We start from the raw sequence: 22717 nt of genomic DNA, 5'->3' as shown, positions 1-22717 counted from the left end.
GTTCCGCCCATGAGCAATCCCCAGACACCGCATCCGGAACCGGAGCGAAGACTCGCTTCGGCCACCTTGGTGCAAGCCGACGTACTCGTGGTCGGCGCCGGTCCGACGGGGCTCACGGCCGCCCATTTGCTCGGCTCGTTGGGCATACGCGTCCTGCTCGTCGAGCGCAATCCGACAACGAGCAACGACGCCAAGGCGATCAGCCTGGACGACGAGTCGCTGCGCACGCTACAAGCGGCCGGCATCGACGGGGCGGTGTACCCGATCATCGTGCCCGGCACGGGAACGAAGTACTACGGCGTCGGCAACCGACCCCTCGTGCACGCCCGCGGCCTCGGCGACCAGCGGTTCGGGCACCCGTTCAAGAACCCCTTCGCCCAACCCGACCTGGAGCGGGTGCTGGTTGAGGAGTTGCGTGGCCGCCCCGACGTCGAAACCCGTTTCCACACACGGCTGTTCTCGCTGGAACAGCACTCCGACCGGGTACGGGTCGGAGTCGGACCGAGTGATGGCACGGGACCGGTCGAGCACTTCGACGTCTCGTACGTCCTCGGATGCGACGGCGGACGCAGCACCGTCCGTGAACTGCTGTCCATCCCCATGCGGGGGCGCAGCTTTCCCGACGTGTGGCTGGTCGCCGACACAGTGGGAGATCCCCACGACCAGCGCTACGGCATGCACCTGGGCGACCCCAGCCGCCCCACGGTCGTCGTGCCGGGCCGCGACGGTCGGTGCCGCTACGAGTTCCTGCTGCACCCCGGGGAGGGCCTGCCCGGCGACCCCCCACCGTTCGAACTGGTGCGCGATCTGTTGCGACCGTACCGCGAGATCGACCCGGACCAGGTCGAGCGCGCCGTGTCGTACACCTTCCACGCCCTGCTGGCCGACCGCCTGCGCGACGGACGCTGCTTTCTTCTGGGCGACGCCGCCCACATGATGCCGCCTTTCGCGGGCCAGGGACTCAACTCCGGCGTGCGAGACGCGGCCAACCTCTGCTGGAAGCTCGCCGACGTCCTGGCCGGACGGGCGGGAGACACCCTGCTCGACACCTACGACACCGAACGCCGCCCACACGCCCAGGCCGTCATCGACCTCTCGGTCCGGCTCGGCCGCATCGTCATGACGACGAGTCGCAGCCGGGCGCGGCTGCGCGATCTGCTGGTGCGTACCGCCATGCACACCCCGCAGGGGCGCCGGTACCTCACCGAGATGCGCTACCGGCCGAACACCCGCGTCCGCTCGGGCGCCGTCGTCCCCTTCGACGGCAAGAACAGGTCGCCGGTGGGCACCGCTCTTCCGCAACCATCCGTCCTGCACGGTCCTCGCCTTCAGGTCACCCGGCTCGACCATGTGCTCGGTCGCGGCTGGAGCCTGCTGGGCGTGGGCGTCACCGACGCCGACTGGAACACCGCCGCACACGCCGGTCTGCCCGCAGGCAAGCGGGTCTCCGTCGTCCTCGGCGACCGCTACCCGCACGAGCGCCCGGGGCGCACCGCCGTAGCCGACGCCGACGGCCGGCTCCAGGCCCTGTTCGGCGGCCTCGAAGGACGCTTCGTGCTGGTACGCCCCGACCGGCTGATCGCGGCCGTGTTCCGACCCGACCAAGCAGAGCGTGTCTCGCACAGCCTGCGCCGCTTCGCGCCCGGTCCAGGGCGCGATGTCCCCGTTCCCGTGTCAGACGGCCCGGCACAGATCGACCACGAGGCCGTCCCACCGCGGCCCGCACCGGTCGCGCACCCCGTCATCAAGAGCGCTGCCAAGACCCAAGGAGGGCCCCGATGAGGCTCAGCACCGTCCGGCTGTACGACGAGCGCGGCACAGCCGCTGCCCGCCAGGAAGGGGACGAGCTCGTTGTGCTGCCCTACTCCGACATCGGCGAACTGCTGTCGAGCGGCGACGACTGGCCTGAACGCGCGGCCGCCGAGGACGGCGACCGCATCTCCCTGTCGACCGCGTCCCTCGCTCCCGTCGTCCCTCACCCGAACAAGATCGTGTGCCTGGGCCTCAACTACGCCACCCACATCAAGGAGATGGGCCGTGCGACCCCAGCCCATCCGACACTGTTCGCCAAGTACGACGGCTCTCTCGTCGGAGCCTACGACGACGTGCACATCCCGCCGGTGAGCGATGACCTGGACTGGGAGGCCGAGCTGGGTGTGGTGATCGGACACCGCGCGCGTCACGTGTCACCGGACCAGGCGCTGTCGCATGTCGCGGGCTACACCGTCCTCAACGACGTCACCGTCCGGGACTGGCAGCATCGCACCCGTGAGTTCCTGTCCGGCAAGACCTTCGAGGCCACCACCCCCGTGGGACCCTCGCTCGTCACACCGGACGAACTGCCGCGCGGTGCGTCCGGGCTGACGATCAGCTGCCTCGTGGACGGCTCCACGATGCAGAAGTCCAACACAGCGGACCTGCTCTTCGACGTCGCCGCGGTCATCGCGTACGTCAGCACCATCATCACGCTGCTGCCCGGCGACCTGATCGCCACGGGCACGCCGGGAGGCGTGGGTGCCGGCCGCGATCCCAAGATCTTTCTCCAGCCGGGGCAGGAACTAGTCACGGTCGTCGAGGGAATCGGCGAACTGCGCAATACAGTGGTCAAGGACCGATGGTGACGCCTGGTGCCCACGACCCCCCGACACCCGTTACGATGTCTCGCATGTCAGGAGCAGCGTCCACCAGCTATCGCGAGCGTAACTCCACGGCCGACCGGGCCCTGGACATCCTGCTCATGTTCACCGACACTCACCTCGTCGTCTCCGGCACCGCTGTGGCCGAGCGACTCGGCGTGGCCCGCTCGACCGCGTACCGGTACCTCCAGAGCCTCGTGAGCAGCCGCTTCCTCGAAGAGGCGCCGGGTGGAGGCTTCCGGCTGGGGCTGCGCGTCATGGAGATCGCCCGGCTGGCACGCCGCAGCTACGGCCTGTCCGAAGTCGCCCTCCCGGCGATGACGACGCTCGCCGAGGACGTGCGCGAGACGGTCCTGCTCACCAGGCGGACCGGAGAGCTGGTCGTGTGCGTCGACCGGGCCGAAGCGGGGACGGGCGCCGTGCGTATCTCCTACGAGAGAGGCAGCACCCTCCCCCTCAACGCGGGTGCCGCGGCACTCGTCCTGCTGGCCTGGATTCCCGACGAGGAAGCCCGACGGCTTCTTGAATCAGCAGACCTGCGCCGTTTCACTCCCGCGACCCTCACGGACGTCGACACTCTCATGCAGCGACTGGCCCACATCCGGCGCGCCGGCTACTCGGTCACTCGTGGCGAACTCGACGCGGACGTGATGGGTGTCGCAGCTCCCGTCCGCGACGAGCAGCAGCAGGTGGTGGCAGCGGTAAGCATCGCGGCCTTGGCCTCTCGTGTGTTCCCCGAGGCGGAGGCGGAGCTGGCCGGGAAGGTTCAGGAGACGGCGCGGGAGATCAGCGAGCGCCTGGCAGCCGTCGGGGGCTGACACCCGGGCGGTGCCGAACGAGGCGTACCTGAAGGAAGGGTTCCGCTCACGACGTATACCGGGCCGCCGGCAGCGGTCCCGGTATCCGGCGGTTGTCTCCGGTCCGAGGCGTCGACCGTGGCACGCCGTCGGGGAGTCCCCGTCCAGGGCGCAGTCCCAGGCCGCCATCCCATGGCGCCGGGCACCCTGTCGCTCCTGGCAGGCATGGAAGAAGGGCGTCGGGGCGGAGCCGTCGGACGCCTCGATCCAGGCGTGGGCCCCTGACCCACCTTCGCCATCGCGCGATTCGCCACATGCATGCACCTGTGCTTGCCGCAGGCTTGCCGCGTCCCGGGGCTCCTCCGGAACCGACACTGCGGCACTACGGCACTGCGGCACCCCGGGCATGCCGGCGCGGCGACCCGTCGTCGACACCTTCGGCATACCTCTTGACATTCAGCGGCAACGTCCTGTTAATCAAGATGCGAGTCCTACTCAACGGGACATCCCAGTCTTCCCGAGCGGGCCGCGGCCGGGTTCCGACCGACTGATCGGCGGTGCCGGGCGCGATGCCTCCGGGACCGAGGGGCGGCGCTGACGGTGTGGCTTCCCATGTCACCTACGCAGAACGGAACACCATGACCCTTCTCGATGCAGCCGACTGGCAGGAGCGGATCTTCTCGGGAGGATGGGTCAAGGGCTCGGGTGAGCCGTACGACTCCACCGAGCCGGCGACCGGAAAGACGCTGGGCCGCGTGGGCGCAGCCTCTCCCGCCGATCTGGACCGGGCCGTGGCGCACGCGCAGCAGGCCCAACGCGCATGGGCGGCGGTGCCGTACGTGGAGCGTGCGCAGGTGCTGCGGCGCGCGGCGGCCCTGTTCGAGCGGCACCAGGAGGAGATAGCCGAGTGGATCGTGCGCGAGTCGGGCGCCCCGCGGCCGTTCGCGGACACTCAGGCGACCGATGGCGGGGCCGAGGAGTGCTACGAAGCCGCCGCACTCGCTGCGGCTCCCTACGGTGAAGTGCTCCGGTCAGCCCAGGACCGTCTGTCGTTCTCGCGGCGGCGCCCGGTGGGCGTGGTCGGTGTCATCTCCCCGTTCAACGCGCCGATGTTGCTGGCCATGCGTGCGGTGGCCCCGGCGCTGGCCCTGGGCAACGCGGTCGTCCTCAAGCCCGACCCGCGCACCGCGATCTGCGGCGGTGTCACCATCGCGCGGGTCTTCGAGGAGGCAGGGCTTCCCGAGGGCGTCCTGCACGTCCTGCCCGGTGGCGCCGCCGTCGGCGCGGCGCTGGTGGACCACCCGCGCGTGCCCGTCATCGCCTTCACCGGGTCCACCCGGGCGGGGAAGGCCATCGCGGCGGCAGCCGCGCAGCGGCTCAAGCGGGTCCACCTGGAGCTGGGCGGCAACTCGGCGCTGGTCGTCCTCGACGACGCCGACCTCGACAAGGCCGTGTCCGCGGGCGCTTTCGGCTCCTTCTTCAACGCCGGGCAGGTCTGCATGGCCGCCGGCCGTCATCTCGTGCACTCCTCGATCGCCGACGAGTACACAGCCCGTCTCGCCGAGCACGCCGACGCGACACCCGTGGGTGATCCGATGACGGGCACGGTCCTCATGGGCCCCATGATCGACGAGGGTCAGCTGCGGGCCGCCCATGCCGTGGTCTCCGACAGTGTCACCGCGGGAGCACGGCTCGCTGCCGGTGGTACCCATGAAGGACTGTTCTACCGGCCCACCGTCCTGGCCGACGTCCCGCTCACCGCCCGCGCCTACGCGGAGGAGATCTTCGGCCCTGTCGCGCCCGTAGTGACCTTCCAGGATCTCGACGAGGCCGCTCGGCTGGCCTCCGACAGCGAGTACGGGCTCTCGCTCGGCATCCTGACCCGCGATGTGGCCAAGGGCTTGGCGCTGGCCGACCGCATCCCGACCGGCCTTGTACACATCAACGACCAGACCGTGAACGACGAATCGACCATCCCGTTCGGCGGCGTCGGCGACTCGGGCAACGGCTCCCGCCACGGAGGCGCCGCCGCCAACCTCGAGGCCTTCACCGAGCAGCAGTGGGTCACCGTCCGCCGGGAGATCCCCTGCTACCCGTTCTGACCATGGCCTCCCGGACAAGGCGGCCCGGCAAGGGCCGCTCCCGCTCCCGCTGATCAACTCTCCCACCCGCACCTGGAGCACTCCGATGACCTCAGGCACCTCCGGCCCGGGCCTGGTCCCACCCGACCCGATGACGATCGCGCCGCGTGCCGTGCTCCCGCCGTCGGTCCCACGGCTCGCACAGGACGCCGCCGGTTGGGCGCACCACAACAAGTTCCTCGACGGCCCCTTCACCCCCTGGACGGAGGAGACCGAGGCCTACGACTTGGAGGTGGACGGGGAGATCCCGGCCGACCTCGCTGGGGCTCTGTTCCGGGTCTCGTCCAATCCCCGTTTCCCGCCTCGCGATCCCGGCCGCTATCACTGGTGGGAGGGCGACGGCATGGTGTGCGGAATCTATCTGCGCGAGGGCCGGGCCGCGTTCCGCACCCGCTGGGTGATGACCGATTCCATGAAGTTCGAGGTCGAGCAGGGCAAGGCCGTCTACAGCGGATTCGCCAACGGCGGCACCCCCGGTCCGCTCCCCCAGGGCGCTCCACCCGCGAAGAACGTGGCGAACACCAACGTCGGTGTCTTCGGTGACCACCTGCTCGTCTATTACGAGGGCGGTCTGCCGTACGCGATGCACCCCGAGACCCTGGAGACGTACGGCAGCCACGATTTCCACGGCGGCATCGACGTACTGTGCACCGCGCACTACAAGATCGACCCCGACAGCGGCGACATGCTCTTTTTCGCCGCGACCGGGCCGGTCATCACCTGGTACCGGGCGGACGTGAAGACCGGGCAGGTCGTGGAAAGCCACAGCCTCGACATCGAAGTGCCCGTGCTGATGCACGACTTCGCCGTCAGCGAGAACTACGCGATCTTCTTCGTCACCCCGGCACAGTTCCGGCTGGACCACATCATGCAGGGAAAGCCGGGAGTCGTATGGGACGAGGCATCGCTCCCCCACGGCGTACAGATCGTGCTGATGGACCGCCGCACCCACACCGCCACCTGGCACGAGGTGGGCGGCCACTGGGCCAACACCCACTTCTACAACGCCTACGAGTGCAATGGGCAGGTCATCGTCGACGGGCACCGCATCACCCGCCTGGGCACTCCTGCCGACCGCCTCGACACCCCCGTCACCTCCCACTCCTGGTTCCCGCCGTCCCTGCCTCACCGCTGGCGCGTCGACCTGGCCAGCGGCTCGGCAACGGAGGAGATGACCAGCGGTGTCGCCGGTGAGTTCCCGCGGATCAACGACGCGTACACCGGCCGGGAGCACCGCTACGGCTACTTCGTCACCACGCGCGCGTTGGCCGAGGACACCATGAGCGACGGCCTGGCCAAGCACGACTTCCTGCGCGACGCCACGACCGTGATCGAGGGTCCTGAGGCGCTGACCAGCCCTGGTGAACCCGTCTTCGTGGCCCGCCAGAACGCCACCTCGGAGGATGATGGTTACCTGCTGACCCTGTGGTGGAACCGCCTCACCGGGTTGTCCGAGTTGCTCGTCCATGATGCCGCCGACCTGCGCCGTACTCCTCTGGCAAGGGTCAAGCTCCCGAGTCGCGTTCCCTTCGGCTTCCATGGCAACTGGGCCGATCGCGCAACCCTGGACCGTGCCGTCTCGGCCTCGCGCGGCGGCACTGACTGAAACTCTCGAAAGCGGCCGGCCGCATCCGTCGCCGGGCGCTCGGCTTCCGGGGAACGGCACGTCCCGGCCACGGTGAAGCTCGGGACGATCGGTGTGAAGGAGAGTTGCACGCCCGGCATCACGTGAGATCGGGCCGCGTGCCGTGACCCACTCCGTGCTGCGGACGATCACCTCCCTCCCCGAGCCTCGTCTCGTCGGCGCGCAGGGGCTGCCGTCACCGGTGGCGCACACACCCGGCTCCACGGTGGCGCAGGTGTGGTCGCTGCCGACGCCCGTCCGATCGGCGAGGCCCGTTGCCGGCCGGCCCGTCCGTACTCGGTGCTCCCCCTCCCAGGTCACCACGAGGTCGGCGGTGAGCTCGCTGTCACCTCGGGCACCAGACGCCTTCCGGCAGACTGCGGGCGCCTACGCCTTTCACGATCGTCAGAGCCACCGCGGGCGGACTGCCGCCCCCGGCGGCGACCTCGAGCCGCCGAACATGCCGGTCGACCGCCGACCGACCCAGCCCGAGGACATGCCGGGACGGGCGTCGCACACGGCTCCGGACGCCACGCCGGCGAGGCGCCCCCGAAGCGGGCGCTCGACGTCGCGGGCCGCGAAGCCGCGACTTCCGAGGACTTGCACTTGACACGATCACCTTATCGGCAACAGTGTATCCATTATGACTACCTGGTCTGAGCCGCAGCCCGATTCCCGGTTCGTCGTGGTGGGTGGACTGCGGATCCACTACAAACGCGCCGGCGGCGGCCCGGCACTCGTCCTGCTGCACGGCAGCGCGTCGTCGCTCCAGCACTTCGACCGAGCGGCGGACCTGCTGTCGGAGTCGTTCGACGTCATCCGCCCCGACCTGCCGGGGTTCGGCCTGACAGGCCCTCGCATGGACCGCGACTACCGCATCCCGGCCTATGGCGTGACGGTGACGGACTTCCTGGAGGCCCTGGGCGTGCCGCGCTACGCGGTGGCCGGCAATTCGCTGGGCGGCAACATCGCCTGGAACCTCGCGCTGGACCACCCGGAGCGGCTGACCGGCCTGGTGCTGGTCAATGCCACCGGATACCCGCAGAAAGAGATACCGGCAGGCATGCGCCTGACACGCAACCCACTACTGCGTCCCCTGTTGCGGCGGGTGATGCCGCGCGGGGCCATCGAGCGCAGCCTGCGCTCGAACGTCGGCTCGCACTCGACGATCGTGGACGACGCCATGGTGGACCGCGCCCACCAGCTCATGAACCTGCCCGGGAACCGCTCGGCCTTCGTCGACTTCTGCAACACGGACCAGCCCGACCGCAGCACGCAGATCCCCCGCATCACCACACCCACGCTCGTACTGCGCAGCGCGGGCATCGATGGCCAGCACTTCACCCGTGACATCCCCGGCGCCGCAGAGCTGGTGCACCCCCGCGGCGGCCACCTGCTGCCCGAAGAGGAGCCCCACTGGGTCTCGGACGCCATCGCGGAGTTCCTGCGCTCCTCCACCGACACCCCCACGCACTGAGGCCAAGGAGGCCCGTTCCATGAAGTACTTCGTCGCACAGGGCGAGGACCGACAGCTCACCGCCGAATCGCGGCAAGCCCTGCGCGGCAGTTTCGTCGAACTCTCCGACGGCGTCACGCACTACGAACTGAAGGGCCCCGAGGACGGCGAGATGGTCGTGATGGCGGGCGGCCTGACCATCCCGCTCTTCTACTGGGACGGCCTCGTCACCGAGCTCAACGCCCGCGGGCTGCGGACTCTGACCTGCAGCGCGTACGGCCGCGGCTACTCGGACCGGGTGCGGGCGCGATACGACGAAACCCTCTTCGCGCGGCAGCTGACCGAGCTGACCGAACGGCTCGGCCTGACCACGCGCCCGCTGCATCTCGTGGGCACCTCCATGGGCGCGCTCGTCGCCATGACCTACGCCGCCCGGCACCGCTCGTCGGTGTCCACCCTGACCATCGTCGGCCCCGCCGGTCTCGCGAAACCGCGGCCGGCCTCCCCTCACCGGATACTGCGCAACGATCTGCTGGCCGGTATCGTCGCCCGGCGGCGCGGCCGCCGGATACTCCAGGAGCACCTCGGCCACAACGTCCGCGACCCCGAACTCGGCGCGAAACTGACGGACATGGTCCTCGACACCTTTCGCTTCGAGGGTTCGCTGTACGCGGTCTTCGACACGCTGCAACACCTGCCGGTCTCCGGCCGTGACGACCTCTTCCGGCAGACGGGCGCACTGGGCATTCCCACGCTGCTCCTGTGGGGCGCCGAGGACGACGTCACGCCCCTGAGCCACCTCGACACGGCTCGCGCCCTGCTGAAGCCCCGGCATCGTCATGTCATTCCCCACTGTGGGCACATGGCCCCATTCGAACGCCCGCGCCACGTCGCCGATCAGATCGTCCCGTTCGTGGCCGCACCCGCCGAAAGGCTCGACTCATGAACAACCCGCAGCAGGTCATCGACGTACTGGTCATCGGTGCGGGCCCTTCGGGCTCCGCCGTGGCGATCGACCTCGTACGGCGGGGACTCGACGTACGGATCATCGACAGGTCTCCCCATGCCTTCGAGGGGTCCCGCGCCAAGGGCGTCCAGCCCCGCAGCCTCGAAGTCCTCGAAGACCTCGGTGCCCTGGACGAAGTGCTGGCCGGCGGCAGCACCTATCCCAAGCTCGGGATCCATGCGGGCCCCCTCGCCGTGCCCTGGAAGATGTTCACCCACAGGGACGCGACCCCGGACGTCCCCTACCCGAACACCTGGCTGATCCCTCAGTTCCGCACGGACCGCGCACTGCACGCCCGGCTCGGCGAACTCGGCCGTGAGATCGAGTTCGGCAGGGAACTGACCGAGCTGACTCAGGACGAGGACACGGTGGTCGCCAAGGTGGCGGGCGCGGACGGCGCCGAGGAGATCGTCGCCCGGTACGTCGTAGGCGCTGACGGCGGTTCCAGCGCGGTGCGCAAGCAACTCGGCATCGGTTTCGTCGGGACGACGCACGAGAGCGACCGGATGCTCATCGTCGATGCCACCGTGACCGGGCTGGCCCGCAACCGGTGGCACATGTGGCCCGGCCGCGGCGGCAAGCGCGTCGGCGCCTGTCCGCTCCCCGGCAGCGACATGTTCCAGTGGATGATCAGCCTCGGGCCCGACGAGGAAGCGCCCTCGGACAAGGACGACATCCTCCAGCGGATCCGCTCCCACACCCGCGACCGGCGCATTCAGCTGCACGACATCCACTGGACGTCGGTGTTCCGACCGAACATCCGCCTGGCGGAGAACTATGGCCGAGGACGAGTCTTCCTTGTCGGCGACGCCGCCCACGTCCACACCCCGGCCGGTGCCCAGGGCCTGAACACCGGCATCCAGGACGGCTACAACCTAGGCTGGAAAATCAGTCAGACCCTCGCCGGGGCGAGCGCGGCACTGCTGGACACCTACCAGGCGGAACGGCAGCCGATCGCCGCCGGGGTCCTGGGCCTTTCCACGGAGAAGTGGGGCGGCATCGCCAAGCTCGACCCGTCGAGCATGAGACGAGGCAAGGACGAGCAGCAACTCGCCCTGACCTACTACGGCGGTCCGCTCGCTCCCGCCGACGGCATGCGTACCTCGACGCTGCGCGGCGGTGACCGCGCCCCGGACGCCCGGCTTCTCCGCGCCGACGGCACCGGGACCCGGCTGTTCGACGTCTGCCGCGGGCCTCATTTCACCGCCATCGCCTACGGCGCGGGTGCCGCCCGCGACCTCGCGGTGCTCCCCTGGCCGACAGTCGGCGCTCAGCTGAAGCGGCTGGCGGTCGGGGCGCGTGCCGCCGAACACCTCACCCTTTCCGACCCTGAGAACGCGCTGAAGGACGCTTACGGCCTGGACGGCGACACGCTGGTGCTGATCCGTCCCGACGGCTACATCGGGCACATCGCCACCCGGGACTTCCTCACCACCACACAATCCGCCGCGCGGGCAATGACGCCATAAGCAAGGAGCCGCACCATGTCCCAGCAGAGCCACACCTCCCCCGGCCGGCGGTTCATCGCATGAGCCGCGTACTGCTGCGCGGGGCGCAGGTCATCACGATGGTGCCGGGCCGTCCGGACGCCGAGCACGCCGATGTCCTCGTCGACGGTGACCGTATCGCCGCCGTCGGCGAGAACATCGAGGCGCCCGACACCGAAATCGTCGACTTCTCCGGCCGCATCGTCATCCCCGGCCTGGTCAACGCCCACCTGCACACCTGGCAGACCGCGCTGCGCTCCGTGGGCGCCGACTGGACACTGATGGAGTACCTCACCCACCTCCACGGCGAGTGCGTCGGGCACTACACCCCGGCCGACATGCACATCGGCAATCTCGCCGGCGCACTGAACCAGCTCAACTGCGGTACGACCACCCTTGGCGACTGGTGTCACAACGCCCTGTCGCCCGAACACGCCGACGCCGCCGTCGAAGGCCTGGCCCAGGCAGGGATCCGCGCCGTCTTCCTGCACGGCACGCCCTACCGTGCCCCGGCCACCCCCCACCCCCTCACCGAGATCGACCGGCTTCTCGACGGCCCCGTCCGCGACCACGCCCTCGTCACCCTGGGCATGGCCCTCCAGGGGCCGCAGTACTCCTCGCCCGAGACGGCGGTGGCCGATTTCCGAGCCGGCTCGGAACGCGGCCTCGTCGTTTCCCTGCACCAGAGCGGCGGAGAACCCGCACCCGGCTGGGAAGCCGTGCGCGCCGCCGGACTGTTCAGCCCTCTGACCAACGTCGTGCACGGGACCGACCTGCCCGCCGACTGGCTCAAGACGCTTCTCGAAGCGGGCGTCACCTTCACCACCACCCCGGAGAACGAACTGGGCCAAGGACACGGCACACCCATCACCGGGTCCCTGCTGCGCCTGCACGCGGCGCCCTCCCTGGGCACCGACATCGACACCGCCGTTCCCGGCAAGCTCCTCACCGCAGCCCGCATCGCCCTGGCCCACCAGCGCGGCCTGGATCACGCCCGACACCGACAGGAGACCGGCATGCACGCCGACACCGCTTCGGTCACCTCCAAACAGGCACTGGCCTGGGCCACGGTCGAAGGGGCAAAGGCGCTGGGCCTGGCCGACCGGGTGGGCCGGATCGAGGTGGGCATGCAAGCCGACCTGGTCGCCGTCGACGCCCGGGCGTTCAACCTGTGGCCGGCACACGACCCGGTCGCCACGGTCCTGCACGCCGACATCGCCAACATCGAAGCGGTGATGGTCGCCGGCACCTGGCGCAAACGCGATCACGCCCTGCTCACGTCGCGACTCGACGACGTCAAAGACCGGCTCCGCGAGTCCGGAGAGCGGCTGCTGCGCAGCATCGGGCCCGCAGGCCCTCAGGCCTGACACCCTCGACAGGCTCAAAGCAGGAACCGCGTGCCGGGCGGGCACGGCACTCCGTCCTCGCCGGCACGACGGCCGCCGTCCCCAGCCCTCGGATCCGCCGCCGCACACAGCAGAGGGTGACGTGAACAGGCCCACGACGGCGACGGCAGGCACGACCCGCGATGCTCTGCGTCAGGAACGGATCGTCGAGGCCGCCGTCGTCCTTCTCGACGCCCCGCATGACACGCGCGCCCTGGCGCCGGCCCGTCCTGTCGCTCACCGGTCCGGCCGGCGTCGGCCCGCCGGACTCCCACCGGCCCTCGCCGACGAGGCCCGGCCGCGCTCCCCACGGGTGAGGGGACCTCACATGTGCACCACGGGTGCGGCATCCGCGTCCACCTCGGGCGCCCCACGCCGGTACAGCAGCACGCTGACAACCAGCCCCGCCACGAAGAACGCGGCCGACCACCCGTAGGCAGTGGAGTAGGCCTCCAGACCGGCCTGGGCGACGACAGCGGGGTCCTTGGGGTTCCTGCCGGCCAGATAGTCCGTGGCGGCGCTGGTGGAGAGGGTGTTCAGCAGGGCGGTACCGAGGGAGCCGCCCACTTGCTGCATGGTGTTGACGGCGGCCGAGGCGACACCGGCGTCCTCCGCGCCCACGCCTGCCGTGGCCAGGCTCATGGACGGGGCCATCACCAGACCGAGACCGAGGCCCGCCACGACCAGCGGGGGCAGGACGTCCGTGGCGTAGCCGCTGCCCAGATCCAGCGCGGTGAGCCAGGCCATGCCGGCCGCGGCCATACCCATCCCCAGCGGCACCACCGGCTTGGGCCCGAACCGGGGGATCAGAGCGGTGGAGGCGAGGGTGGAGGCGAGCATGAGCCCGGCGACCATCGGCAGGAAGGCCAGCCCGGTCTCGACGGGGGTGTAGGCCAGGCTCTGCTGCAGGTAGTAGGTGAGGAAGAGGAAGACACCGAACATGCCGGCGCCGATGATGAGCACGGAGATGAACGAGGCGCCCCGGTTGCGGTCGAGCAGGATCCGCAGCGGCAGCAGCGGGTGGGCCGAGCGTGTCTGCCACCAGGTGAATGCGGCGAGCAGCACGGCTCCGGCGAGCAGGAAGCCCCAGGTGGCCGAGGAGTCCCAGTCGTGGCTCTCGGCGTTGGAGAGGCCGTAGACCAGGCAGAACAGACCGCCGGAGACCAGAACGGCACCAGGGATGTCGATCGTCACGCTCTTGTCGCGCCGGGCACGCTGGAGCAGCAGCGCACCGCCGACGAAGGCGACCCCTGCGAAGGCGAGGTTGACGTAGAGGGTCCAGCGCCAGTCGAGGTACTCGGTCAGCACGCCGCCGAGGAGCAGCCCGATGGCACCGCCCGCACCGGCGATGGCACCGTAGACGCCGAAGGCCTTGGCTCGTTCCTTGGCGTCGGTGAAGGTCGTGGTCAGCAGGGACAGGGCGGCCGGGGCGAGCAGCGCGCCGAACAGACCCTGCGCGGCCCGGGCGACGATGAGCATCTCGAAGCTGCTCGCGGCCCCGCCGAGTGCGGAGGCACCGGCGAAGCCCACAAGGCCGACCAGGAAGGTCATCTTGCGGCCGAAGAGGTCGGCTATCCGACCGCCGAGCAGCAGAAGGCTGCCGAAGGCGAGCGCGTAGGCGGTGACGACCCACTGCCGGTCCCCGTCGGAGAATCCCAGGTCTTTCTGGGCGGACGGCAGAGCGATGTTCACGATCGTCGCGTCCAGCACGACCATCAGCTGGGCGACGCCGATGACGGCGAGGATCCACCAGCGGCGGCGGTGGGACGGATGGCCTGACGGCAAGGCGGTGACGGCCGGACCGGCGGCCGTGTCGGTGGGCGTCCTGGGCATGGCGAGAACTCCGAAGCGTGGGCGAGGGGAGTGCACTACGTGCTCGGCGCACTGGGCCGACACACATCCTGACATCTGTCAGATTAAAGATAACCTGACAGATGTCAAGTAATCATCCGAGGCCTCCTAAGATGGCCTTTCACAGTCCGGGTCAGGGTCACAGAAGGAATCGGAGGCATCGGTGGGCGCACGAGACGAATCCACTCGACGCCCGGGACGCCCCGGCGCGGACACTCCCGCGGTGCCCGACGAGGAGAACATCCTGCTGCGCGGCTTGGAGGCCTTCGCGGAGCTCGGGTACGACCGCGCCTCCGCGCGCGAGTTGGCCCGCCGTCTGGGCGTGAGCCACAACTTCATCAACGACCGGTACGGGTCCAAGGCCGCGTTCTGGCGGGCGGTGATGGACGCCGCCATGGGGGCTCAGCTGGAGAGCCTGCCCCGGGTGGACGCATCGGTCGACGACGCCGAGTACCTGCGGCGAGTCATCACCGGCTTCTACCGGTCCGCCGTGGACACCCCCCTGATCGGACGGGTCGTCGTCGTCGAGTTCTCCCAGGACACCGACCGGCTGGACTACCTGTACGAGCGCTACATCACTCCGACCCTGCGGCTCATGACCCCCAGCATCGAGCGGCTCGTGGCCGCCGGGCGTATGGCACCCGTCCCGATGGACGTGCTGTTCTTCGCCGTCGTCCCGCCCGTCTCGGGCATGGTCGACACCCCGCTGGCAAGGCGCCTCGGCAGGCCGGAATCCGCCTCGCCGGAGCAACTCACGGCCACGGCGGAGTCGTTGGCGGCCCTGGTGGTCAACGGCCTGCTCGCGACGGGGACGGCGGACCCCTCCTGAGGGGGTACGGAGACCGTGTCTGTCTCCTCTCTGGTGGCGATGGGAGCCACCCCGGTCATGGCTCAGGCAAGGGCTCGTACGTGAACGGCTACCGGGGCTTCGCCCGGACCAGCCCGACGTCGTAGGCCATGATCACGGCCTGGATCCGGTCACGGGCGCCGAGCTTGGCCAGGACCCGTCCGACGTGCTTCTTCACCGTGGACTCGCTGAGCACGAGCCGCTCGGCGATCTCCGTGTTGGTCCAGCCGTTGCCGATGGCGACCAGTACCTCTTGTTCGCGGTCGCTGAGGGCTCGCAGGCGCGGATCCCGAGGCTCGGGGGCGTGGGCCGGGGCGAGGACCTGGTGGGCGTAGGCGTCGAGCAGGCGCCGGGTCAGGCGGGGGGCCACGACGGCATCGCCGGTCGCGACCGCGTGAATGCCGGCGACGAGTTCCTCGGGGCGGGCGTCCTTGAGCAGGAAGCCGCTGGCGCCGGCCCGCAGCCCCTCGTAGGCGTACTCGTCCAGGTCGAAGGTGGTCACGATGAGGACGCGGGTGCGGCCGCCGGACGCGACGATGCGGCGGGTGGCCTCGATGCCGTCCACGCCGGGCATCCGGACGTCCATGAGGACGACATCGGGGCGGAGTTCGGCGGCCATGCGGACGGCCTCGGCGCCGTGTTCGGCCTCGCCGACCGGTTCCAGACCCGGCGTGCCTTGCAGGAGCATGCGGACGCCCATGCGCTGGAGGGGCTGGTCGTCGGCGATGAGGACGGTGGTCATGACAGGCGCTCTCCCGGCGGTACGTCGAGCACGACGTCCACGAGCCAGCCGTGGCCGGTGTCGCGCGGTCCCATGGTGACGGTCCCGCCGTACATGGCGGCCCGCTGGCGGATGCCGACCAGCCCGTGGCCGGGGTCGTCCTCCTCCGTCGTCGGCTCCGCCCGCGGGAGTGCCCCGGGCGGGATGCCGGTGTCGGTGACCCGGATCCGTACCTCGCTCCCCTCCGCGGCGAGGGTGACGTCGGCGGACGTGCCGGTCCCGGCGTGCTTGAGGGCGTTGGTCAGCGATTCCTGAACCACCCGGTACACGGTGAGCTGCACCCCGTCGCCCAGGCCGTCGAGATCGCCCACGGTCCGGTAGGTCACCGCCACTCCCGCCGCACGGACCCGCGCCAGCAGGGCGTCCAGATCCCGGATGCCGGGCTGCGGGCCGAGCAGCCGTTCGTCGTCCTGTTCCTCGCGCAGCACGCCCAGCATGCGGCGCAGTTCACTCATGGCCTGTCGGCCGGTGTCACCGAGGACGCGCAGGGCCTCGGTGGACTGCTCGTTCCGGTTGGCGGCGAGGGTCGCGGCACCGTCGGCGACCGTGACCATGACCGAGAGGTTGTGGCCGACGATGTCGTGCATCTCGCGGGCGACCCGGGCGCGTTCGGCGGCGGCGGTGAGCCGGACGCGCTGGTCGCGTTCGACCTCCAGACGCTGGGCGCGGTCCTCCAACGCCGCCAGATACATCCGGCGGATCCGCAGGGTCAGCCCGACGGCCACGGCCGCCGTCGCCGTTCCCAGCAGGAAGAACAGGCCGCGCACCGGGTTCCCGATGTCCACCAGGAAGCAGACCGCCACCGTCGTCTCGGCGACCGTCACCGCCGCTGCCCAGCCCAGCGCCCGCAACGAGCCGTGCAGGGCCAGGGAATACAGCGCGACGAGCGTGCTGACACCGGCTTGCTGCCACACCCCGAAGGACCACTGGACGAGCGACACGGACGCGATCACGAAAAAGGTCACGGCCGGGGCCCTGCGCCGCCACCACAGCGGCACGACGAGCCCCGCGGTGAAGAGGTACAGGAGGCCGTCCGGCACCTCATTACGGCGCACCGCCTCTCCGAAGGGGCCGTGGCTGACCCCGGAGAGCAGGTCGGGCAGGCCGATCAGGACAACGGCCAGTACCACCGCCGTGTCGAACAGCCACGGATGGCGGCGGTCCAGCCGCTGCCGGTCCTGCTGACCGCGCCACATGTGCCCCAGGACGGGGTGCGCCCAGTCGGCGTCGAACCCGGGTGGCGGGAGCGCCGCCCCCCGGGCGGTGTCCGCGGCCGCTGCCGCGCGTTCCGCGCTCATGGACACCATTGTCCTCACGCCCTGGTCAGGCGTCGGTCTTGCGGAGCCGGAACGCCGCACCGACGAGGGTGATCGCCACCCAGCCGGCGAAGACCGCGAGCCCCGCGCCCGGTGAGAGGGAGTCGGAGGACTCGTGCAGGGCGTAGACGGCCGACCCGGCGTTGCTGGGGAAGTAGGGGCTGAGCGTGTCGTACCAGGAGTCTGGCAACAGCGATGCCAGACCGGGCAGGACGAGTAGGATCCCGACGAGGGCCGCGATGGCACCGGCGGAGGAGCGGATCAGCATGCCCAGGGCCACGCCGAACACGGCGACCAGGCCGAGGTAGACACCGGCGCCGGCCAGGCTGCGCAGGACACCGTCGTCGCCCAGGGAGAGCGCGATCTTCTCGCCGTCCAGGCCCGGGGCGCCCAGCAGGAACGCGGCCAGCGCACCGACGGTGGTGAGGATCAGGGCGATGGGCCCGATCACGGCCGCCTTGGACCACAGCACCGGCAGCCGGCGAGGCACCGCGGCGAGGGTGGAGCGGATCATGCCGGTGGTGTACTCGCCCGCGGCCAGCAGTACCCCGAGGACGCCGATGGCGAGCTGTGCCAAGGAGACTCCGCTCAGGGCCAGGCTGACCGCGTCGCTGTCACCGCTGGAGCCCGGTCCTGGTGGCCCTGCGGTCGCGACCGCGTCGGGACTGTAGGTGTAGCTGGCGATCGCCCCGAAAAGGACGAGCAGGAAGGCGGCGACGCCCAGGGTGATCCAGCTGGAGCGCAGCGACCAGAACTTGGCCCACTCCGAGCGCAGGACCCGGATGCCGGTCACCTGGTAGGACCTCTTGCGGGCGGAGGGCGTGTCGGGATCGGGCACTGCGGACACCGGTGGGCGCTTTCCTGGACGGCGGAGTGCGGTCGTAGGCATCAGGCGGCCTTTCGTTCCGTGTCGACCGGAGCACTCTGGTACTCGACGACGTCGCGGGTGAGCTCCATGAACGCCGCCTCCAGGGACACGGCCTGCGGGGTCAGTTCGTACAGCGGTATTCCGTGCTGCGCGGAGATGGCGCCGATCTCACGAGCATCACGCCCGGTGACCAGCAGTTCCTCGGCGGAGGAGGAGCTGATCGTGACGTCCGGGCCGGCCAGCAGCGAACGCAGCCTGACGGCCTCGTCGGTCACGACCTTCACGCCGCCACCGCTTGCCTCCCGGGTGAAGTCGTCGACCGTGGTGTCGGCGAGCAGCCGACCGCGCCCGATGATCACGAGGTGGTCGGCGATCAGCGCGGTCTCGCTCATCAGGTGCGAGGAGAGCATCACGGCCCGCCCCTCGTCGGCCAGCCGGCGCAGGAGGTTGCGCACCCACAGCACGCCCTCGGGGTCAAGGCCGTTGACCGGTTCGTCGAGCATGACGATCGCAGGGTCGCCGAGGAGCGCCGCGGCGATGCCGAGCCGCTGTCCCATGCCGAGCGAGAAGGCGCCTACCCGCTTACCGGCCACGCTGGTCAGTCCCGCCAGCTCGATCACCTCGTCCACCCGGCGGCGCGGAATACCGTGGGTGTACGCGAGCGCCATCAGGTGGTTGAACGCGCTGCGCCCGGGGTGGACGGACTTGGCCTCCAGCAGCGTGCCGATCTCGTGCAGGGGCGCGGCCTGGCTGGCGTAGGAACGGCCGCCCACGGTGACCGAGCCCCTGGTGGGGGCGTCCAGACCGACGATCATGCGCATGGTCGTCGACTTGCCCGCTCCGTTGGGGCCAAGGAAGCCGGTCACCTCACCGGGCTTGACGGTGAAGCTCAGGTTGTCGACGACCGTCTTGTCGCCGTACCGCTTCGTCAGCTCACGCGCTTCGATCATGGGAGTGGGCCTTTCCTGCCTCGGACGCGGACTCGGCGCGGATGTGCCCCGGCGTCTTTCTTCGAAGCTAGGAGCGCACGAGGCCGGAACACTGGGACCGAAGGGGAATCTTCGGTGCCCGAGTGGTACTGCGGTACCACTCGGCCTGCTCACCTCCGTGGAGCTGCCACTGACCGCGGAGCGCGATCCACCCGAAGGAGCGGTCCGTTTCCAGAACTCGTCCGAGTGATCACGTCGCTCGGTCAGGCCTCGTCGCGCAGGCGGGCAAGCCCGCTGAGAAGCAGGTCGAGGCCGAATGAGAACTCGTCCTCGATCGGAACGGGCATCACCCCGGCAACGGCGACGGTGGCCGGGAACAGTTCCGGATCCACGCTCTGAAAGGCGGCCTCCGCCCGTGTGTCGTCGGATCGTCCTGCGCCGTCATGTCCGTTGACCTGTACGGCGAACCCGAGGACGTAGCGGGACAGCGTCGCGTAGGCGTACGCGGCAACTCGCGGCGGGAAACCGCTGTCGAGCAATACAGCGACGCAGCTCTCCCGCAGCGCCATGGCGTTCGGCCCCAGCGGAATCTGCTCGACGATCAGGCGCGCCGCGTTCCGGTGCCGGGCCAAGGCGTCGAACATGGTGTGCGCGACCGTCCGCAGCGCCCGCTCCCAGCCCATCGCGAGGAGCTCGTCGCCGTTCAGCTCCACGACGCCGAACATGCGGTCCACGACATGTGCGATCAGGGCCGCCCGGTTGTCGAAGTGCCGATACAGCGTCGCCGTGCCCGAGCCCAGACGCTGGGCCAGCGTCCGCATCGACAGAGCGTCGGAGCCCTCCTCGTCCACGATCAGCAGTGCTGTAGCGACGATGCGCTCCAAGGGCACCGGCGGCCGGCCAGGAGAACGCCGAGCCGACGCCGCGCCCGCCCGCGCAGGAACAGGTTCTGACACGGAACGTCCCACCTCCTCGAACAGCCATAACAGCAACACCGTAACCGATATGAAGACCAACGATCCGACGAGGAGTCTGGTCGGTCAGCAGCCGGTCGACGAACACCGGCTGGTGGCGGGCTCCGGCGCCCTCTGACCGGCGCTGTACCAAAGTGCCCACCATCTCTCCGATTCCGGGCTCCGGTCGCTGAAGCCGGTGCCGTATCAGGCAACGTCTGCCCCTGCTGACGCAACGCGAGCCGTTCGAATGCCGCGATCCACGGCGCGCTAACCTGAGGCCGTAAATGAGCGAGGCGTGACCCGCGGGCCGGCTTCGGGGAGCGGCATTGCGGTGAAGGAACGAGATGCAGGCACTGAGACTTGGTCCCACGAACCGTGAGCGTGTTGTTCTCTTCGCGGCTGGGGCAGGCGGCGACCCTGAGCGTCACCGGCCCCTCTTGGAGCACTTGGCAGCCCATGGCTGCCACGTCATTGCGCCCTGCTTCGAGCGCTTCGTCGCCCGAGAGGCGACCACCGCTGAGCTTCTCGCCCGCCCGGTGGGGCTGGTCGAGGCCCTCCACCGGTGGGCGCCCGAGGACGCGCCTGTCGTGGTGGTCGGCCACTCCATCGGCGGATGGGCCGGCCTCTGTCTCGCCGGTGCGACGCCCTGGGGGCGGGACGGCAGGCCGCTGGATGTCCCATGTGAGCCACGCGTCAGCCGTCTCGTCCTGTACGCTCCCGCGGCCGGCTGGTTCGCCGCTCCGGGCGCCTTGGACGCGGTGAAGGCACCGATGCTCGTCTACGCGGGAGAGCTGGACAACGTCACGCCCGTCGAGCAGACCGTCCGCCTGAAGGGCGCGTCGGCCCGGGTCGACCTTCGTGTCGTGCCGGGGGCCGTTCACTTCAGCTTCATGAATACGCCTCCGCCGGGCATGGCCGAAGCCGAGGGCTTCGACCATGCCCGGTTCCTCACCGACCTCGCGCAAGCGACCCTGGAGTTTGTCATCGCGCCCTGACAGGACGTGACACACCGTCCGGACGCTGTCCGGACGGCGCGGTATTGCCAGGCTGTGCGGGTGGCAGAACAAGTGCAGGTCCGCGAGATCGATGACGACGAGGGGCAGCGCCTGTTGCGGATCATCCGCAGCGGCACGGGCTCGGTGGTGACCTGGCGGCGTGCGCAGATGGTGCTGCTTGTCCGCGCAGGGCATGCAACGAGACTGCCCGGGCGAGTCTTCCCGAACCGCGGAGGTCATGCGGTGCTGAGGGGATGGGCCGCCGTGGCCGAGCGTGGGGGCCAGGTGTGGGGGGCGAGTATGCCGAGGACGTAGGCGCGGGCCACGAGGGCCGGGCGGGTGGCGGCGCCCAGCAGGTGCCGCAGGCGGCTGAGGTGGTAGTCGAGTGTCTGCCGTGACAGTTTCAGCGAGGCGGCTATGTCGCCGTTGCTGCTGCCCTGCGCCAGCAGCGACAGGATGCGGATCTGCGCTGCGGTCAGCGGCGGATGCGCCTCGTGGGCAAGGCTCTGATGGGTGATCACGGCCCACACGTGCCGTGCCCGGCTGGCGGAATGGCCGATAGTCGTCAGGTGGACCTCCGCCCGCCGGTGCAGTCCTCGGGTATCGACGAGCACGGCGGTGGTCTCGACCCGTCGGGTGCGGCGGGCTATCAAACTGTTCCAGCGGCGGTGCAACCGGTCGAGATCGGGCCCCGGTTCGGGGGCGAGCAGCGTGTGGGCGCGGCGGCCCACGAGGTCGGTCAGGCCGAGGTGGAAGAGTTCGGCGGCCGCCACGCTCGCCTCGAGCACCCGCCCGCTCGCCGACAACAGGGCACAGGGCAGCCCGCTGTGGTCACGCAGGGCGCTGAGGTTCTCCTCGGCCTCCTGGCGCTGCGCCGTCGCCCGCAGGTGGTCGGTGATGTCCACGTAGATGCCGGCGATGCACGTACGCGACTGTTCCCGCACCGGGAAGCGGTGGCCGACGGCGCGGCCCGTGGTGCCGTCCGGACGGCGGTAGCGGAGGGTGTGACGGACGGGCGTGCCTCGGGTGAGTATCTGCTGGTCCAGGGCCCGGAACCGGTCGGCCTCGGCCGGGGCGTCGAAGTCCTCGATGTATCTGCCGACCAGTTGCTGCGGCACGGTGCCGTACAGGTGTGCGTAGGCGTGGTTGGCCCACAGGTAGCGCCCGTCGCGATCCCGGATGAAGGCGGCCGCCGGAGCGAGATCCACCAGGTCCGCGAAGGCGGCGTGGCCGGGGGGCGCCGCGAGCCCCGCTCCCCGCTGGCGCCGGTCCGGGGCGCGCTGTGAGCTGCCCGGGTCGGCGGCGCCGCCGGGGTCGTCCGACTCGTCTGTCTGCTTGGGCCCGTCGGCGTTCCCCTCCCCCGCCTGCCACGGCTCGTCGACTTCGGCTTCCCTCCAGAACACGGGAAGGTTCTCGAGCAGTGTCTCGAGGCTTGGGTCGCCCACAACGGTCTCCGTCCGTATACGACCGGCTGACGCACAGTCACATGACGTGGATAGCCCGCGTGGTACAGCACAAGCTCCATTCCCGGCCGAGTTGCCGAAAGGGGGCGGGGGACCCCGCCGCCCCGCCCGCCATACCGCTCGGGCCGGGCTTCGGGGACGAATTTCCGCGAATCCCGTCTGCGACTCAGGCGTTTGCC

18 protein-coding genes and 1 pseudogene are annotated in these 22717 nt (G+C 70.2%); 12 read left to right on the top strand and 7 right to left on the bottom strand.

Annotation, left to right across the window (positions count from 1 at the left end; translation table 11 throughout):
• Nucleotides 1-9: 9 nt before the first annotated feature.
• The 9 genes from OG440_RS36695 to OG440_RS36655 all read left to right on the top strand — a co-directional run bounded on the left by OG440_RS36695 (nt 10) and on the right by OG440_RS36655 (nt 12514).
• Nucleotides 10-1782: a bifunctional 3-(3-hydroxy-phenyl)propionate/3-hydroxycinnamic acid hydroxylase gene (locus OG440_RS36695; RefSeq protein ID WP_406011071.1), complete on the top strand. Its 1773-nt coding sequence runs from the start codon at nt 10-12 to the stop codon at nt 1780-1782.
• Nucleotides 1779-2621: a fumarylacetoacetate hydrolase family protein gene (locus OG440_RS36690; RefSeq protein ID WP_406011070.1), complete on the top strand. Its 843-nt coding sequence runs from the start codon at nt 1779-1781 to the stop codon at nt 2619-2621. The genes OG440_RS36695 and OG440_RS36690 overlap by 4 nt, the downstream gene beginning before the upstream one ends.
• Before the next feature lie 44 nt (nt 2622-2665).
• Nucleotides 2666-3454, top strand: a complete 789-nt coding sequence (locus OG440_RS36685) for an IclR family transcriptional regulator (protein ID WP_406011069.1) — start codon at nt 2666-2668, stop codon at nt 3452-3454.
• A gap of 617 nt (nt 3455-4071) precedes the next feature.
• Complete coding sequence (locus tag OG440_RS36680; RefSeq protein ID WP_406011068.1) at nt 4072-5535, top strand: aldehyde dehydrogenase family protein; 1464 nt, start codon at nt 4072-4074, stop codon at nt 5533-5535.
• Nucleotides 5536-5620: 85 nt separating this feature from the next.
• On the top strand, nt 5621-7180 hold the full coding sequence (locus OG440_RS36675) for a carotenoid oxygenase family protein (protein ID WP_406011067.1): 1560 nt from the start codon (nt 5621-5623) through the stop codon (nt 7178-7180).
• Nucleotides 7181-7841: 661 nt separating this feature from the next.
• A complete protein-coding gene (locus tag OG440_RS36670) occupies nt 7842-8675 on the top strand; it encodes an alpha/beta fold hydrolase (protein ID WP_406011066.1) in 834 nt (277 codons plus the stop codon).
• Between the two features lie 19 nt (nt 8676-8694).
• Entirely contained in the window at nt 8695-9600 is a 906-nt protein-coding gene (locus tag OG440_RS36665; RefSeq protein ID WP_406011065.1) for an alpha/beta fold hydrolase, read from the top strand.
• Nucleotides 9597-11129 carry an FAD-dependent oxidoreductase gene (locus OG440_RS36660; protein WP_406011064.1) on the top strand — a complete coding sequence of 511 codons (1533 nt, stop codon included), beginning with the start codon at nt 9597-9599 and terminating at the stop codon, nt 11127-11129. The genes OG440_RS36665 and OG440_RS36660 overlap by 4 nt, the downstream gene beginning before the upstream one ends.
• 59 nt (nt 11130-11188) lie before the next feature.
• Nucleotides 11189-12514 carry an amidohydrolase family protein gene (locus OG440_RS36655; RefSeq protein ID WP_406011063.1) on the top strand — a complete coding sequence of 442 codons (1326 nt, stop codon included), beginning with the start codon at nt 11189-11191 and terminating at the stop codon, nt 12512-12514.
• Nucleotides 12515-12856: 342 nt separating this feature from the next.
• Here OG440_RS36655 and OG440_RS36650 read toward each other — a convergent pair whose 3' ends face one another.
• Nucleotides 12857-14365, bottom strand: a complete 1509-nt coding sequence (locus OG440_RS36650) for an MFS transporter (protein WP_406011062.1) — start codon at nt 14363-14365, stop codon at nt 12857-12859.
• Nucleotides 14366-14606: 241 nt separating this feature from the next.
• On the opposite strand from OG440_RS36650, the gene OG440_RS36645 reads away from it, so the two are divergent.
• Nucleotides 14607-15212: a TetR/AcrR family transcriptional regulator gene (locus tag OG440_RS36645; RefSeq protein ID WP_406011061.1), complete on the top strand. Its 606-nt coding sequence runs from the start codon at nt 14607-14609 to the stop codon at nt 15210-15212.
• An 88-nt stretch (nt 15213-15300) separates the two neighbouring features.
• On the opposite strand, the gene OG440_RS36640 is transcribed toward OG440_RS36645, so the two are convergent.
• The 5 genes from OG440_RS36640 to OG440_RS36620 all read right to left on the bottom strand — a co-directional run bounded on the left by OG440_RS36640 (nt 15301) and on the right by OG440_RS36620 (nt 20014).
• Complete coding sequence (locus OG440_RS36640; protein WP_406011060.1) at nt 15301-15972, bottom strand: response regulator; 672 nt, start codon at nt 15970-15972, stop codon at nt 15301-15303.
• Complete coding sequence (locus tag OG440_RS36635) at nt 15969-17309, bottom strand: sensor histidine kinase (RefSeq protein ID WP_406011059.1); 1341 nt, start codon at nt 17307-17309, stop codon at nt 15969-15971. Before OG440_RS36635 ends, OG440_RS36640 begins: the two co-directional genes overlap by 4 nt.
• A gap of 25 nt (nt 17310-17334) precedes the next feature.
• Nucleotides 17335-18216 carry an ABC transporter permease gene (locus OG440_RS36630; protein WP_406011058.1) on the bottom strand — a complete coding sequence of 294 codons (882 nt, stop codon included), beginning with the start codon at nt 18214-18216 and terminating at the stop codon, nt 17335-17337.
• Nucleotides 18216-19145 (bottom strand): ABC transporter ATP-binding protein, encoded by a 930-nt coding sequence (locus OG440_RS36625; protein ID WP_406011057.1) that lies wholly within the window; start codon nt 19143-19145, stop codon nt 18216-18218. Before OG440_RS36625 ends, OG440_RS36630 begins: the two co-directional genes overlap by 1 nt.
• Nucleotides 19146-19387: 242 nt before the next feature.
• Nucleotides 19388-20014 (bottom strand): TetR/AcrR family transcriptional regulator C-terminal domain-containing protein, encoded by a 627-nt coding sequence (locus OG440_RS36620; RefSeq protein ID WP_406011562.1) that lies wholly within the window; start codon nt 20012-20014, stop codon nt 19388-19390.
• Between the two features lie 410 nt (nt 20015-20424).
• Between OG440_RS36620 and OG440_RS36615 the strand changes: the two genes are divergently transcribed.
• Entirely contained in the window at nt 20425-21075 is a 651-nt protein-coding gene (locus OG440_RS36615; RefSeq protein WP_406011056.1) for an alpha/beta hydrolase family protein, read from the top strand.
• 60 nt (nt 21076-21135) lie between these two features.
• Nucleotides 21136-21255, top strand: a pseudogene (locus OG440_RS36610) (IS630 family transposase); the annotation flags it as partial.
• Between the two features lie 56 nt (nt 21256-21311).
• Here OG440_RS36610 and OG440_RS36605 read toward each other — a convergent pair.
• A complete protein-coding gene (locus OG440_RS36605; protein WP_406011055.1) occupies nt 21312-22520 on the bottom strand; it encodes a PAS domain S-box protein in 1209 nt (402 codons plus the stop codon).
• Nucleotides 22521-22717 lie beyond the last annotated feature (197 nt).

Origin of the sequence: Streptomyces sp. NBC_00637, from assembly GCF_045161545.1 — a bacterium.
GTDB lineage: Bacteria > Actinomycetota > Actinomycetes > Streptomycetales > Streptomycetaceae > Streptomyces.
Note: the sequence above shows the minus strand (reverse complement) of the source record. Positions and strands in the feature narration are given on the sequence as shown.